This is a genomic window from Streptomyces sp. NPDC014991, from assembly GCF_043080665.1.
In the GTDB taxonomy this organism is placed as follows: Bacteria; Actinomycetota; Actinomycetes; order Streptomycetales; family Streptomycetaceae; genus Streptomyces.
Genome location: NZ_JBIBVY010000008.1, coordinates 44,475 through 59,208 on the forward strand (window position 1 = coordinate 44,475; position 14,734 = coordinate 59,208).

At 74.5% G+C, this 14,734-nt stretch carries 10 protein-coding genes; 4 read left to right on the forward strand and 6 right to left on the reverse strand.

Annotated elements, in window-relative coordinates; all coding sequences use genetic code 11:
* Positions 1-21 precede the first annotated feature (21 nt).
* Together ACF1BE_RS14920 and ACF1BE_RS14925 are read left to right on the forward strand one after the other, a co-directional pair.
* Complete coding sequence (locus tag ACF1BE_RS14920) at positions 22-2,241, forward strand: NADP-dependent isocitrate dehydrogenase (RefSeq protein ID WP_392199431.1); 2,220 nt, start codon at positions 22-24, stop codon at positions 2,239-2,241.
* A gap of 99 nt (positions 2,242-2,340) precedes the next feature.
* A complete protein-coding gene (locus ACF1BE_RS14925) occupies positions 2,341-3,120 on the forward strand; it encodes an N-formylglutamate amidohydrolase (RefSeq protein WP_392199432.1) in 780 nt (259 codons plus the stop codon).
* 115 nt (positions 3,121-3,235) lie between these two features.
* On the opposite strand, the gene ACF1BE_RS14930 is transcribed toward ACF1BE_RS14925, so the two are convergent.
* The 3 genes from ACF1BE_RS14930 to ACF1BE_RS14940 are packed head-to-tail and all read right to left on the reverse strand — an operon-like array spanning position 3,236 to position 5,774.
* Positions 3,236-3,700, reverse strand: coding sequence for a hypothetical protein (locus ACF1BE_RS14930; protein ID WP_392199641.1), 465 nt, complete (start codon positions 3,698-3,700; stop codon positions 3,236-3,238).
* Positions 3,701-3,714: 14 nt separating this feature from the next.
* Complete coding sequence (locus ACF1BE_RS14935) at positions 3,715-4,353, reverse strand: RNA polymerase sigma factor (protein ID WP_392199433.1); 639 nt, start codon at positions 4,351-4,353, stop codon at positions 3,715-3,717.
* The gene (locus ACF1BE_RS14940) at positions 4,350-5,774 is read right to left on the reverse strand and encodes a S8/S53 family peptidase (RefSeq protein ID WP_392199434.1); all 1,425 of its coding nucleotides are present in this window, start codon (positions 5,772-5,774) and stop codon (positions 4,350-4,352) included. Before ACF1BE_RS14940 ends, ACF1BE_RS14935 begins: the two co-directional genes overlap by 4 nt.
* 76 nt (positions 5,775-5,850) lie before the next feature.
* Here ACF1BE_RS14940 and ACF1BE_RS14945 point away from each other — a divergent pair, with 76 nt between their 5' ends.
* The gene (locus ACF1BE_RS14945) at positions 5,851-8,463 is read left to right on the forward strand and encodes a CHAT domain-containing protein (RefSeq protein ID WP_392199435.1); all 2,613 of its coding nucleotides are present in this window, start codon (positions 5,851-5,853) and stop codon (positions 8,461-8,463) included.
* A 34-nt stretch (positions 8,464-8,497) separates the two neighbouring features.
* Here ACF1BE_RS14945 and ACF1BE_RS14950 read toward each other — a convergent pair whose 3' ends face one another.
* Positions 8,498-10,222: a LuxR C-terminal-related transcriptional regulator gene (locus tag ACF1BE_RS14950; protein WP_392199436.1), complete on the reverse strand. Its 1,725-nt coding sequence runs from the start codon at positions 10,220-10,222 to the stop codon at positions 8,498-8,500.
* Between the two features lie 94 nt (positions 10,223-10,316).
* Here ACF1BE_RS14950 and ACF1BE_RS14955 point away from each other — a divergent pair, with 94 nt between their 5' ends.
* Complete coding sequence (locus ACF1BE_RS14955; protein ID WP_392199437.1) at positions 10,317-11,402, forward strand: M12 family metallopeptidase; 1,086 nt, start codon at positions 10,317-10,319, stop codon at positions 11,400-11,402.
* Positions 11,403-11,585: 183 nt separating this feature from the next.
* On the opposite strand, the gene ACF1BE_RS14960 is transcribed toward ACF1BE_RS14955, so the two are convergent.
* Together ACF1BE_RS14960 and ACF1BE_RS14965 are read right to left on the reverse strand one after the other, a co-directional pair.
* Entirely contained in the window at positions 11,586-12,968 is a 1,383-nt protein-coding gene (locus ACF1BE_RS14960; RefSeq protein ID WP_392199438.1) for an NtaA/DmoA family FMN-dependent monooxygenase, read from the reverse strand.
* 18 nt (positions 12,969-12,986) lie between these two features.
* Positions 12,987-14,195: an LLM class flavin-dependent oxidoreductase gene (locus tag ACF1BE_RS14965; protein ID WP_392199439.1), complete on the reverse strand. Its 1,209-nt coding sequence runs from the start codon at positions 14,193-14,195 to the stop codon at positions 12,987-12,989.
* Positions 14,196-14,734: the final 539 nt, after the last annotated feature.

Below are 14,734 nucleotides of genomic sequence, written 5' to 3' on the forward strand. Positions count from 1 at the left end.
AGACGTGGAGCGGAGCACCCGGTGACTGACTCGACCATCATCTACACCTACACAGACGAGGCCCCGGCCCTGGCGACGCATTCGTTCCTGCCGGTGATCCGGGCGTACGCCGCGCAGGCCGGTGTGCCCGTGGAGACCCGTGACATCTCGCTGGCCGGGCGCATCATCGCCGTCTTCCCGGAGTACCTGAACGAGGACCAGCGCATCCCCGACGCGCTGACCGAGCTGGGCGAGCTGGCCAAGACCCCGGCCGCCAACATCATCAAGCTGCCGAACATCTCGGCGTCGATCCCGCAGCTCAAGGCCGCCGTCGCCGAGCTCCAGGGCAAGGGTTACGCGCTGCCGGACTACCCGGACGACCCCAAGACCGACGAGGAGCGCGACATCCGCGCCCGCTACGACAAGGTCAAGGGCTCCGCCGTCAACCCGGTGCTGCGTGAGGGCAACTCCGACCGCCGCGCCCCGGCCTCGGTGAAGAACTACGCCAAGGCCCACCCGCACCGCATGGGTGCCTGGAGCGCCGAGTCCCGCACCGACGTGGCGACCATGGGCGAGAACGACTTCCGCTCCACCGAGAAGTCCGTGGTGATCGCCGAGGACGGCGCGCTGCGGATCGAGCTGGTCGGCGAGGACGGCACCACCACCGTGCTGCGCGAGTCCGTACCGGTGCTGAAGGACGAGGTCGTCGACGCCTCCGTGCTGCGCGTCGCCGAGCTGAACACGTTCCTCGCCGCGCAGGTCGCCCGCGCCAAGGAGGAGGGTGTCCTGTTCTCCGTGCACCTGAAGGCCACGATGATGAAGGTCTCCGACCCGATCATCTTCGGCCACGTGGTGCGCACCTTCTTCCCGAAGACGTTCGCGAAGTACGGCGAGACCCTCAAGGGGGCCGGCCTCACTCCCAACGACGGCCTCGGCGGCATCCTGAAGGGCCTGGAGAAGCTGCCCGAGGGCGCCGAGATCAAGGCCTCCTTCGACGCCGAGATCGCCGAGGGCCCGGCCCTCGCCATGGTCGACTCCGACAAGGGCATCACGAACCTGCACGTGCCCTCGGACGTCATCATCGACGCCTCCATGCCGGCGATGATCCGCACCTCCGGCCACATGTGGGGCCCGGACGGCCAGGAGCACGACGCTCTCGCCGTCATCCCGGACTCCTCCTACGCCGGCGTCTACCAGGCCGTCATCGACGACTGCCGGGCCAACGGCGCCTACGACCCGTCGACCATGGGCACCGTCCCGAACGTCGGCCTCATGGCGCAGAAGGCCGAGGAGTACGGCTCCCACGACAAGACCTTCGAGATCCCGGCCGCCGGCACCGTCCGCCTGACCGACCGGGCCGGCAACGTGCTGATCGAGCAGCCGGTCTCCGCGGGCGACATCTTCCGCGCCTGCCAGACCAAGGACGACCCGATCCGCGACTGGGTCAAGCTGGCCGTCACCCGTGCCCGCGCCACCGGCGACCCGGCCGTGTTCTGGCTGGACGAGACGCGCGCCCACGACGCGCAGCTGATCGCCAAGGTCCGGCAGTACCTCCCGGAGCACGACACCGAGGGCCTCGACATCCGGATCCTCAACCCGGTCGAGGCCACCAAGCTGTCGGTGGAGCGCATCCGCCGCGGTGAGAACACCATTTCGGTCACCGGCAACGTGCTGCGTGACTACCTGACCGACCTGTTCCCGATCATGGAGCTGGGCACCAGCGCCAAGATGCTGTCGGTCGTCCCGCTGATGGCGGGCGGCGGCCTGTTCGAGACGGGCGCCGGCGGCTCCGCGCCGAAGCACGTCCAGCAGCTGGTCAAGGAGAACTACCTGCGCTGGGACTCGCTCGGCGAGTTCTTCGCGCTCGTCCCCTCCTTCGAGCAGTTCGCCGAGACCACCGGCAACACCCGCGCCAAGGTCCTCGCCGACACCCTGGACCGTGCCACGGCGACCTTCCTCGAGGAGGACAAGTCCCCGACCCGGCGCGTCGGCGGCATCGACAACCGCGGCAGCCACTTCTACCTGTCCCTGTACTGGGCGCAGGAGCTGGCCCGGCAGACCGACGACGCCGACCTGGCCAAGGCGTTCGCGCCGCTGGCCGAGACCCTCGCCGCGAACGAGCAGCGGATCGTGGACGAGCTGAACGCCGTCCAGGGCTCCTCGGTCGACATCGGCGGCTACTACCAGGTCGACCAGGCCAAGGCGGACGCGGTCATGCGCCCGTCGGCCACCTGGAACGAGGTTCTGGCGTCGCTGAGCTGACGCTCGCGGCCCGACCGTCCCCGTAGTCTCCGCCCCGGCCGGCATCACCCGGCCGGGGCGGAGCCGTCCCCCCGTCCACCACACCCCCGGGAGCCGCCCGTGTCCTCTTTCGACCTCCTGCCCGGTGCCGCCGGCTCGCCCGTCCTGCTGCACGTGCCGCACTCCGCGCGGGCGATACCGGACGACGTGCGGAAAGGCATCCTGCTGGACGACGCGGAACTGGAGCGGGAGCTGGACCACATCACGGACGCGTACACCGCCGAGATCGCCGAGCGAGCCGCCGCGCTCGCCGGAATCCGGCCCTGGCGGTTCGTGAACCGGCTGTCACGGCTGGTCGTGGACCCGGAGCGGTTCCCCGACGAGCGGGAGGAGATGCTCGCCGCCGGGATGGGCGCCGTGTACACGCGGACCACGCACCGCGGCGAGCTGCGGGCCGCGGACACCGACCCGGAGCCACTGCTCGCCCGCTACTTCCGGCCGTACGCCGAGGCCATGACGGAGGCGGTCGCCGGACGGCTGGCCGCCACCGGGCGGGCCGTGATCATCGACGTGCACTCGTATCCGGCCGTGCCACTCCCCTACGAGCTGCACGGGGCCGGGCCGCGCCCGCCGGTGTGCCTGGGGACGGATGCCTTCCACACCCCGCCGGCGCTGACCGGGGCCGCGCACGAGGCGTTCGCCGGGTGCGGGGAGACCGGCCTGGACAGCCCGTTCGCGGGGACGTACGTACCGCTTGAGTTCTACGGCACCGACGCCCGGGTCGGCGCGCTGATGGTGGAGATCCGGCGGGACGTCTACATGACCGAGCCGGGCGGCCCCGCCGGGCCGGGTCTGGACCGGCTCGCCTCGGCGCTGGCCACGCTCGTCGACGCCCTGTAGCCCACCCGGGGTGAAGGGCATCACCGGGACGAAGCACCGCTCCTCCCGCCGGGTCCGGTGCGCCGGCGGCACCGGACGCGGCTCCGCCGGCCCGCCCGGTGCCCGAACAGTGGCCTCAGGCCCGTAGCCACTCGGTGACGATCACCTCCGCGCCGGTGCGCAGCCGCAGGGCGAACGGGCCGGCCGGTGGCGTGTCGCTGGCGAACCGGCCCAGGGTGTCGGCCGTGACCGGGCGCGGGGCCCGTGGGTCGCCGAGCACTTCGATCCGGGCCGGCTGCGGCGGCAGCACCTGGCCGATCAGCCCGTCGGCGGTGACCTCGACGTCCACGGTCACCTCACCCGCCCGGAACGTCAGCATGCGCGGCGCGTCCATGACTCCACGGACCGGCAGCGCGTCCACGAGCGAGTCGAAGGTGAGCTCGGCGAGCCGGGCGTCCAGGTCGTGCAGGGTGTAGGCGTCCAGGGCGCTCTGGAGCAGCTCGGCCGGGACGGGGTCCAGGACGGCGGCGGCCTGGCGCAGTTCCTCCTCCAGCAACAGGTCCGCGTACACGTCCTGGTCCGGGACCGCGTCCCGGGGCATCTCGTCGTCGCCGTTCACACCGCACCCCGCGTGTCCATCCGGGCCCGCAGCCGGCGCAGACAGCGCTGGCGGAGCGGGCCGATGCTGCCGACCGCGATGCCGAGGGCGGCGGAGATCTCCCCGTAGCTGGGCGGTGGCGAGGCCATCAGCACGCGCAGCAGCTGCCGGCAGCGCTCGCCCAGTGAGTCCAGCTCCTGCCAGAGCCGGCGGATCCGTTCGGCCCGGTCCGCCGCCTCCTCGTTGTCGATCAGCGACTCCTCCGGTGTCCGGTCCTGGCTGGCCCGGTCGAGCAGCTGCGGATCGTCGGTCAGAGTGAGTCGCGTCAGTTGCCTGAGCACCTTCAGGCATTCGTGGCGGGCGGTACTGGCCAGCCAGGCGGCGGTCTTGTCGGGTTCCCGGATCCGGCCCAGATGCTGGGCGAAGCGGAACCACACGGTCTGGAAGACCTCGTGCCCGTCGGCGTCCGAGAGCCGGTGCGCGCGCACGACCGACCACACCAGCGGACTCATCCCTTCCACCAGCGCCTTCCAGGCCGCGGCGTCCCCGTCGACGGCGGACTGGACCAGCGCGCCGACCTCTGCTCGGTCCACGGCTCCACCCCTTGTGTACGGCACGTCATCGTACGCCGCGGAGCGGAGGGTTCCGGCCGTCATGCGGGCAACGCCGGGATCACGGTCCTGACGGGGCGCCAGGTGGGCGGGCGGAGCGCGGGGACGTGCGCCCCGCGCACCTCCGCCCGGCCGGTGCCGGCCGCCAGCAACCGGGCGGCGGCCACCCGCGGGTCGCGCTCCGCGTACGCCGTCATCCGGGCGGCGACGAGTCCCGCCGCCACCGGTGCGGCGAAGGAGGTGCCGCTCCACTGCGCGAGGCCGTCGAACATCACCTGGTCCGGCTTGCCGCCGGTGTTCTCCCGGCCCTCGCTCAGCACGCCGGTGTGACGCGGGTACTGGCAGGTGCAGGCGTAGTCGGAGCCGAACCGGCAGTCGTCGTAGGTGGAGTGCTGGTAGACGTAGGGCACGGGGGTGACGAAGCCGGTGAGGGCGCTGGTGAGGCGCTCGCCGGGGGCGTGGACGCGCACCCAGGGGCCGTAGTTGGTGAAGCAGGCCCCCGACTCGCCGTCCGCGCGCAGGGCGCCGACCGAGAGCACGCAGTCGGCGTACTCGGGCAGGGCGGCGTAGGCGGCGGGCCAGAAACGGGTGTCGCTGCCGTTGTTGCCGGCGGCGGCGATCAGGAGGGTGCGCCGGTCGCGCAGTTCCCGCATGAACGTGTCGAGGCCGATCAGGCCGTCGGTGTCCGCGCCGGGGGTGCCGGCGGAGAGGCTGATGATGTCGGGCCAGCCGTTCCGGTCGACGGCCTCGAAGAGCCGGCCGGCGAACTCGGACTCCAGGACGGCGCCGGCGTCGTTGAGGGTGCCCCGGACGGTGATGTCGGTGTTGGGCGCGAGGGCCGCGACGATCCCGGCGATGAACGTGCCGTGGCCGACGTACTGGTGGAGCACCCCGTCACCGTCGGTCTCGGTCAGCTGGGCGTCGCCGGTGGTGTGGGCGAGCGGCGGGTACGCCAGGTGGTCGTGCACCAGACCGGTGTCGATGACGAGGACGCCGACCGCGGTGGCCGGGTCGTGACCGCTCCCGGAGACGGCCGGGTTGGCGGCCTCGGTACGCGGGGCGGGCACGGGCTCGTCACCGGGGCAGGCGTTGACCGCGATGTGCAGCACGTGGTTGCGGCCGGCCAGCCGGCGGCCCTGGCGCCGCTCGGCCGCCCGTACGGCGGCGAGGGCGTGCGGCACGGTGTCCTCGCCCCCGTCCGGGTCGCCGACCCGGACGCGGGTGACGCCGGTGCGGTCCGCCCGCGGGCCCACACGGCCCACGTGGTCGGGGACGAGGCCCGGGGTCTCGGTGAAGTGGGCGCGCACGGCGTCCTCGACGAACCCGGCCTCCTCGCCGCCCCGGACGAGGACGACACCCTTCTCGTAGAGGAGGCCGGGGGTGTCGTCGGGCCCCATGGTGAGGGGGACGTCCGGCAGGGAGCGCCGGATGTGCTCGAACTGCTCGTGGAATCGCTGTGGTGCCATGTCGTGATCTCCCCCTCGGGACGGTGTCCGACAGTGAGAGCCGCGGGACCGCCGTCTGATACAGCAGGCCACTACCATGCGAGACGTGACAGCGGGAAGCGAGTCGGTGCTCGAACTGCTGCCCTTGGTGTTCGCCGACCCGGGCGAGGCCCGGGCACGCGCCGAACACGTCCTGCGCACCGCCGCACCACCGTTGCACGCCAGCGTGGCCCACCAGGTGCTCGGCATCTGGCAGCGGGACTTCGGGGATCTGCGCATCGCGCTCCGGCATCTGCGGCGGGCCCGGGACCTGGCCGCGCGTGCCGAGTCGGCCGACCGGGAGGCCGATGTGCTCGCGACGCTGGGGGTCGCACTGGTGCACGCGGGGCGCACGCGGCAGGGACTCGCGTCGTTCGAGCGGGGTGTCGCCCGGGGCAGCGGGCACACGCGGGCGCGGGTGCTGTTCCGGCGGGCGTACGTGTGGTGGGTGCTGGGGCGTCACCGGGAGGCGCTGGAGGACGTACGGCGGGCACTGCCGGTGCTGCGGCAGACCGGCGACGACATCTGGACCGCGCGGGCGCTGACCCTGCGGGCGACCGTGCACCTGGCCCTCGGAACGGTGGACCGGGCGGTCGCGGACTTCACGGCGGCGGAACGGCTGTGGGACACCACCGGCCAGGAGCACGACAAGGCGGACGCGGTGGAGAGCCGGGGGCTGGCCGCGTTCCGGTCCGGGGACATCCCGGCGGCGCTGCGGCTGCTCGACGAGGCCGAGGAGCGGTACGCCAAGCTGGGCACGCCCACCTACAACCTGTCGATCCGGCGGTGCGAGGTGCTGATGGCGGCGGGGCTCGCCCCGGAGGCGCTCGCCGAGGCGGACGCGGCCGGCGCGGTGCTGGACCGGATCGGCGGGCAGTCCACCCGCAGGGCCGAGCTGCTCCTCGCGGCGGCGTGGGCCGCCCGCTCGGCCGGGGACCCGCACACCGCCATAGCCCGCGCCGCCGTCGCCGTACGGCTGTTCGCCGCGCAGCGCCGCACGTGGTGGGAGACGCACGCCCGGCTGGTGCTGATCGAGGCGCGGGTGGCGGCCGGCCGCCGGTCGGGCCGGCTGGTCGGGGACGCGGCGGCGGTCGCCGAGCGGCTGGCCTCCTTCGGGTCGCCCGCCGCCGCCGAGGCCTCGCTGCTCGCGGGCCGGATCGCGCTGGAGCTGGGCTGGACGGCCGACGCCGAACGGCATCTGGCGGTGGCCGCCCGCAGCCGGAACTGCGGGCGGCCACCGGCCCGGATGACCGGCTGGGCCGCGCAGGCACTGCGGGCACGGGCCGCGGGTTCCCGGCGGGGCGTGCTGGAGGCGTGCCGGCGCGGCCTGGACGTGCTGGACGACCACCGGATGACGCTGGGCGCCTCGGAGCTGCGCGCCCACGCCACCGCGCAGGGTGCCGAACTGGCCGCGCTGGCACAGGAGGTGAGTCTCGCCCAGGGCAGTCCGCGGCGGCTGCTGGTGTGGAGCGAGCGGTGGCGGGCGACCGTGCTGTCCGCGCCGCCGGCCCGGCCACCGCACGACCCGGCGCTGCTGAGCGGTCTGACCGCCTACCGGGAGATCGCGGCGCGCGCGGAGACCGCCCGGATGGAGGGCCGCCCGGTACCGGCGCTGGAGCGCGAACAGCGGCGCCTGGAGCGGGAGATCCGCTCCCGGACCCGTCATATGGGCGGCGCCGCCACCGGCGCGGGTGACCGCTTGGACGTGGCCCGGCTGCTGGACCGGCTCGGTGACGGGTGGCTGGTGGAACTGGCCGTCGTGGACGGCCGGGTGCACGTGCTGCTGTGCGGGCAGGGCAGGGTACGGCGGTTCGCCGGCGGGTCGCTGGCGGAGGCGGTGGCCGAGGCCGGGCATGTGCAGGCCGGGCTGCGGCGGCTCGCGCACCCGGGTGCCGAGGCACGGCTGCCGCTGGTGGAGGCGGCGGGCCGCCGGTTGCAGGAGCTGCTGCTCGCCGGGGCGGCGAAGTGCCTCGGCCCGGGCCCCGTGGTGATCGTGCCGCCGGGGGCGCTGCACCGGGTGCCGTGGGCGCTGTTGCCCGCGCTGCGGGAACGGGTGCTCAGCGTGTCGCCGTCGGCCGGCAGCTGGCTGCGGGCCAGGGAGACGGAACCGCCGCCGGAGGGCCGGCCGGTGCTCGTGCGCGGTCCCGGCCTGGCGACGGGCGGTGCGGAGGTGCCCGAACTGGCCGGCCGGTACGGCACGGCGACGGTCCTGGAGGGCGACGACGCACAGGTGCCCCGGGTACTGGCGGAACTCGACGGGGCGGCCCTCGCCCATCTCGCGGCGCACGGCACGTTCCGCGCGGACAGCCCGCTGTTCTCCGCCCTGCGGATGGCCGACGGTCCACTGATCGTCCACGACTTCGAGCGGCTGTCGCGCAGCCCCTACCGGATCATCCTCTCCAGCTGCGACACCGCCCGCCTCGCCTCGGTCGGCGCCGACGAACTCCTGGGCCTGGTGACCGCGTTGCTGCCGCTGGGCACGGCCGGGGTGGTGGCCAGCAGCGCGCCGGTCAACGACGCGGCGGTGGTGCCGCTGATGCTGGCCCTGCACAAGGGCCTCGGCGCGGGTCTGTCCCTGGCCGAGGCCCTCCGCGACGCCCGTACGGCGCTGCCGGGTGACGCGGTGCACCAGGCGACGGGCTGGGCGTTCGCGGCGTTCGGGGCGGCGTGAGGGGCGGCGTCGGGGACGGCGCCCGGGCGCCCCGCTACGCCGTCTCCCGCTCGGGCACGTCCACCAGCCAGGTCAGGGCGCCCCGGTCCGCCGTGCCCAGCCGGGTGTAGGCGCCGTACAGATGGTTGCCCACCGTCCGCACGGACAGGGTCAGCTTCTCGGCGATGTCCCGGTTGCTCAGCCCGGCCGCCGCCAGTGCGACGATCTGCCGCTGCCGCGCGGTGAGTTCGCCGAGGAGGAGCCCGGTCAGGGCCGGCGTACGGGCCCCCTGGCAGCGGCGGGCCAGGGCGACGGCCCGGGTACGGGACGACCGTGCGGCACGCGGATCGCGGTGGGCCCGTGCGGCCTGGGCGTGGGCCTCCGCCGCGTACAGGAGGAAGCCCCGCCCCGCGAGCGCCTGTGCGGCCCGGTCCAGCGCGGTCCCGTCGCCGCGGGCCAGCGCCTCGGCGTGCCGGGCGAACACGCTGCCGGCCGGCAGCCGTCCGGCCGCGCCCCGCGGAGCACCGAGGCGTACCGCGCCGTAGAGCGCGTGGACGTCGTCGGGGTCGGCCGTCCCGCCCGGTTCCCCTTCCGCCAGCGCCAGTTCCGTCCGGCACCCGGTGTCCCCGGGCGCCCCCCGCAACCCTTCCCTGGCCCAGGCCGCCGCCTCCCGCAGCTCGCCCCGCAGCCGCGCGAACCGGGCGCGGACCGCGGCGTACCCGGCCGGCAGCGGGCCGCCCTCCGCCACCAGCCACTCGCCCACGGGCGTGGGCACCGTCCGTACGTCGAACTGCTCCAACCTCCTTTCCAGTAGGCGCTGTTCGGCGGCAAGCGCCGGTCCGTACGCGAAGGGTGCGCGCCCCAGCCGGCGGGTCCGCAGCCGGCCGGCCGTGGCGCGCAGCGCGGCGCCGTGCAGGGGATGGGCGAGGGTGACGGCACCCTGGTCGTCCACGTCGACGAGGCCGTCCGCCTCCAGGCGTTCGAGGGCGTCCAGATCGAGTTCGTCCACCGGAAGCGGCCGGGGCTCGGCGAACGCCAAGCGTTCCAGGGTGTCGCGCTCACCCGGACCGGACCGCTCCAGGGCCGGTGCGAGCCGCTCGCGGACGGCCGGGGTGACCGGCAGTGCGCCCCGCCACGCCCGCTCACCGGTGCCCGGGACGGGCGCCAGCCGCCCGGACGCGGCGAGCGCGGTCACCAGATCGCGCAGCAGCCGCAGATCGCCCCGGCACGCCTGGTGCAGCCGGCGCACGGTCAGCGGTTCCAGTCCGGCGCCGGCGAGCAGTCGAGCGGTGTCCTCCCGGGGCAGCGGGGCGAGGGCCAGCCGGGGCAGCAGCTCCCCGGTCCACAGCCGGGACACCGCGCCCGGCGCGGGCACCTCGTCCGCGGCGGCCACGAGCAGGCGGGTGCGCCCGTGCACGGCGAGCTGGTGGACCAGGGCGGCGGAGGCCTCGTCCAGCAACTGGGCGTCGTCCACGACGAGCAGCCGTGTCCCGGACAGGGCGCGGATCGCGTGGTGCAGCGAGACGGTGCCGGGGAGCAGTGGGGCGAAGGCGCCGAAGGGCAGGTCGCGTGCCTCGGGCGTGCCGGTCACCCGGGCGTGGTCCGTGCCCCGCACCGCCTCCGTGATCAGCCGGGTCTTGCCGCGGCCGGCCGGTCCGGTCACCACGATGCCGGGCCGGCCCGCGGCCGACGCGCCGCGCACCAGCTCCAGTTCGTCCGTCCGGCCCGTGAACGGCCAGGGCGGTGCGGGCGTACTCGCGTCGTGTTCGTCAGTTCTCACGTCATCCTGAGCGCACGTACTCAGGTTTGATACAGGGCGACTTGAGTAGCCCCCGACTCAGGCGGGCGGCCGGGCGGCGAGGCAAGCTGGCCGCATGACCCGACGCCTCTGCTCGCTCCCGCGGCAGCCGGCCCCGTCCTTCGCACCGGGGCTGACCGCCGGGCGGCTGGGCGCGCTGCTCGCCGGGCGGCGGATGTGGGTCAACGGCACGGTCCTGCACTACTGCTTCATGGACTCCCGCTCCGACGCCTCGGTGATCCCGGTCCCCGGGACGGGTGAGCTGCGCCGGGTGCCCTGGGCGGGCGGCTCGGAGCAGCGGGACGTGGTCCGCGGGTGTTTCCGCGAGTGGCAGGACCTCGGCATCGGCGTCACCTTCGCCGAGGTCGGCGACCGTCACGAGGCGGAGCTGCGGATCGGGTTCCAGGCCGGTGCCGGTTCCTGGTCGGCGGTCGGCCGGGACGCGCTGTCGGCCGGGCGCGGCGAGCGCACCGTCAACCTCGGCTGGGACGTGACCGCCCCCGGGGAGCGCGGGACGGTCCTGCACCAGATCGGCCACACGCTCGGCATGGTGCACGAGCACCAGAGCCCGGTCGCCGGGCTCCACTGGGACGACGAGGCCGTCTACGCCGAGCTGGCGGGCCCGCCGAACTTCTGGAGCCGGGAGACGACGTACACGAACGTGCTGCGCCGGCTGGACGCCTGCGCGGCGGGCGGCTCGGTGTGGGACCCGCAGTCGGTCATGACGCTGCCGATCGGGCCGGGGCTGGTGCTGGAGCCGGAGCAGTACCGCGGAGGGCTGCGCCCGCCCGGCGCACCGTCGCCGGCCGACAAGGAGTTCGTGCTGCGCTGGTACCCGCCCACCCGGCTGTCCGAGCCGGCCCCGCTGGTGCCGTTCCGGTCGGCGCCGCTCGGTCTCGGGCCGGGCGAGCAGGCCGAGTTCACCGTCGAGCCGCCGGAGACCCGCGAGTACACCGTGGGGACCTTCGGCGACGCGGACGCCGTGCTGGTGGTCTTCGAGGAGCGTGACGGGGAACCGCGCTTCTTCGCGGGGCACGACGACGGCGGCACACCGGACAACGCCGCCGTCCGGGTCCGGCTCGTCAGGGGCCGCCGCTACATCGTCCGGGTCCGCCTGTACTCCTCGTGGGGTTCGGGAGAGACGGCCGTCATGTGCTGGTGACGGCACACGACCACAGTCCGGCGCCGGGGGAACGGCCGCGGACGTCACCCACGGGGGAGGTGACGTCCGCGGCCACGTCGACGAGCCGGGGCGGCCGGACCGGTCACGGTTGTCCGCGCTGCGGCCTCCGCACGCCCGTGTCCTGGTCCGGCCGGTGCACGATCAGGGTGATCGCGAGGAACCTCACGATGCCGCCCGCCCTGCCGGGGCGCCGACGGCGGCGTCGGGGTGGGCGAGTCCCAGGTGGTCGCGCAGGGTCGTGCCCTCGTAGTCGCTGCGGAACACGCCCTGTTCCTGGAGCAGCGGGACCACCTTGTCGGCGAACGGGTCGAGTCCGCCGGGCGTGATGTGCGGGACGAGGATGAAGCCGTCGGAGGCGTCCGCCTGCACGAAGTCGTCGATGGTCCGGGCGACGGTGGCGGGGGTGCCGACGAAGGTCTGCCGGTTGCCGGTGTTGATCACCAGGTCGCGGATGGACCACTTGTTGGCCTCGGCGAGCTGCCGCCACTCGCGGGCGATGGCGATCGGGTCGCGGTACATCCGCACCTGGGCGCGGCCCCGGGATATGTGTTCCTCGTCGACCACGGGGTCGACGTCGGGCAGGGGGCCCTCCGGGTCGTACGCCGACAGGTCACGGTTCCAGACGAACTCCAGGTGCTTGATGGCGGTGGCGCCGCTGACCTGCTGCCGGCGCACCTCGCGCGCGAGGTCGGCGGCCTCCTGGTCGGTGTCGCCGAGGACGAAGGTCGCGGCGGGCAGGATGAGCAGCTCGTCGGGGCGGCGGCCGTACGCGGCGAGGCGGGACTTGACGTCGGTGTAGAAGGCCTGGCCCTCCTTCAGCGTGGCGTAGCGGCTGAAGATCGCGTCGGCGGTGGAGGCGGCGAACTCGCGGCCCTCCTCGGAGTCACCCGCCTGGAAGATGACCGGGCGGCCCTGCGGGGAGCGCGGCACGTTGAACCGGCCGTGGATGTCGAAGTGCCGGCCGTGGTGGACGAATGCGCCGGCCGCGGCGTCCTTCAGGAAGGTGCCGGTGGCCTGGTCGGCGAGGATCTCGTCGCCGTGCCAGGAGTCGAAGAGTTCCCGGGTGGTGGCGAGGAACTCCTTGGCGCGGGAGTAGCGCTCCTCCTGCGGCAGGAAGCCGCCGCGGCGGAAGTTCTCGCCGGTGAAGGCGTCCCAGGAGGTGACGACGTTCCACGCGGAGCGGCCGTCGGAGAGGTGGTCGAGGCTCGCGAACTGGCGGGCCACCTCGTAGGGCTCGTTGAAGGTGGAGTTGATGGTGCCGGTCAGGCCGAGCCGGTCGGTGACGGCGGCGAGCGCGGCCAGCACGGTGAAGGTGTCGGGGCGGCCGACCACGTCCAGGTCGTAGATTTTGCCGCCCTGCTCGCGCAGCCTGAGCCCCTCGGCGAGGAACAGGAAGTCGAACTTGGCGCGTTCGGCGGTCCGCGCGAAGTGCACGAAGGAGTCGAACTCGATGTGGCTGCCGGCGGCCGGGTCGCTCCACACGGTGGTGTTGTTGACCCCGGGGAAGTGGGCGGCCAGGTGGATCTGCTTCAGCGGCTTGCTCATGGGGGCGGTCCTCCTGGCTCAGGCGGTGGCTGCGGCGTAGCGGCTGGCGGGGCGGGCGAGGCCGAGGTGGCCGCGCAGGGTGCCGGCCTCGTAGGCGTTCCGGAAGCGGTGGCGGCGCTGGAGTTCGGGCACCAGCTCGCGGGTGATGCGGGGCAGGTCGTGGCCGGCGACCGCGGGGCGCAGCCGGAACCCGGTCAGCCCGCCGGCCGCCAGCTCCTCCAGCAGGTCGGCCAGTTGGGCGGCCGTACCGGTGAAGACGCGGGCGTCGCTGGTGTACGGCTCGCCGGCGAGGGTGTCGAGGCGGCCGAGGCGGGCCTCGGCCTGCGCCTGGCTGTCGTCGAGGAGGACGACGAGGTCACCGAAGACGTGCACGGTCTCCTCGGCCCGGCCCGCCGCCTCCTGCTCGGCACGGATCTCCGCGACGATCGCGCGGGCCTGCGCCGTGTCGTGCGGGGTGACGTAGCCGATGTCGGCCTGGCGGGCGACGAGCCGGTAGGGGACGGTCTGGTGGGCGAGGGCGGTGACCGGCGGCTGGCCCTGCGGCGGGCGGGGCGTGATGGAGGGCCCCTTGACGTCGAAGAAGCGGCCCTTGAAGTCGATGTAATGCAGCTTGTCCCGGTCGATGAAGCGGCCGGTGGCCGCGTCCCGGATCTCGGCGTCGTCCTCCCAGCTGTCCCAGAGCCGGCGCACGACTTCGACGTGGTCGGCGGCCTCGTCGAACAGGCCGCTGACCAGTTCCTGCGCGCCCGGGCTGTCGAACCCGGTGATCCGGGGGACCGTACGGCGGCCGAAGTGGGCGGCCTCGTCCGGGCGGGCGGTGATCTGCACGCGCAGGCCGGCGCGTCCGCGGCTGACGTAGTCCAGGGTGGCGATGGCCTTGGAGATGTGGAACGGCTCGGTGTGCGTGGCCACCACGGTCGGGACCAGGCCTATGTGCCGGGTGAGCGGGGCGATGCGGGAGGCGATGAGGACCGCGTCGAGCCGGCCGCGGACCCGGTCCGTGCGGTCGTCGGGTGCCAGGAGCTGGTCGGACTGCGGGCCGAGGCCGTCCTCCAGGGTGACGAGGTCGAGCAGGCCGCCTTCGGCCTCGGCGACCAGGCCGGCCCAGTAGCCGGCGGTGAACAGCTCCCGGGGGCGGGCGGCCGGCTCGCGCCAGGACGCGGGGTGCCAGCCGGTGCCGTCCAGGGCGACGGCGAGGTGCAGGTGTGCGGAGGGAGTCGAGGACACGTCGGTGCCTTCCTTGATGTCCGTACGAGAAGTCCGGCTCGCGGGCAGGGTGCGGCGAGGGGCGAGCGCGGCAGGAGAAGACCTGGGCCGGGAAGGCCGGGGACAGGGATCAGCGGCGACAGAGCGCGGCGGACACGCGCTGGAGGTCTATGTGCGGCCGGGAGTGCAGACGGACGGGGCGGTAGGGGTGCGGGAGGCACCGCGGGTGTTGCCGCGGTCGTACGGGCGTCACGGCCGTCACCTCCCTCCGTCGGGCGAGGCGGGCCGGACCGGCGTCCGCCTGGCGGATCTCGTCAGGACGCTCAACGCCCGGCCGGCGGCGGTTGTTCCCGGGGTGCGCGGGTGCACGGTGCGGGAGCGGCGGGGCGGGGTGGACCCGATCGACTCGTACAACCGGATCGCGGGCGTGTTGCCGGCGGCGGGCGGGACCGGGGTGCCCCGGGGTCCCGGACACCCGCCGCGACCGCGCGCCCGTACGGTCGGCGGGGTCGCGCGGGGGACGTCGAGCACGGTCCGGGCCGCGTGCCCGGCGGACTGCC

What these genes read in the sequence shown, in the direction of transcription:
- ACF1BE_RS14930 (WP_392199641.1), bottom strand. Translation starts at nt 3,700, where the DNA reads ATGCCCCGGGACGCGGTCCCGGACCAGGACGTGTACGCGGACCTGTTG.
- ACF1BE_RS14935 (WP_392199433.1), bottom strand. Translation starts at nt 4,353, where the DNA reads ATGACGGCCGGAACCCTCCGCTCCGCGGCGTACGATGACGTGCCGTAC.
- ACF1BE_RS14940 (WP_392199434.1), bottom strand. Translation starts at nt 5,774, where the DNA reads ATGGCACCACAGCGATTCCACGAGCAGTTCGAGCACATCCGGCGCTCC.
- ACF1BE_RS14945 (WP_392199435.1), top strand. Translation starts at nt 5,851, where the DNA reads ATGCGAGACGTGACAGCGGGAAGCGAGTCGGTGCTCGAACTGCTGCCC.
- ACF1BE_RS14955 (WP_392199437.1), top strand. Translation starts at nt 10,317, where the DNA reads ATGACCCGACGCCTCTGCTCGCTCCCGCGGCAGCCGGCCCCGTCCTTC.
- ACF1BE_RS14960 (WP_392199438.1), bottom strand. Translation starts at nt 12,968, where the DNA reads ATGAGCAAGCCGCTGAAGCAGATCCACCTGGCCGCCCACTTCCCCGGG.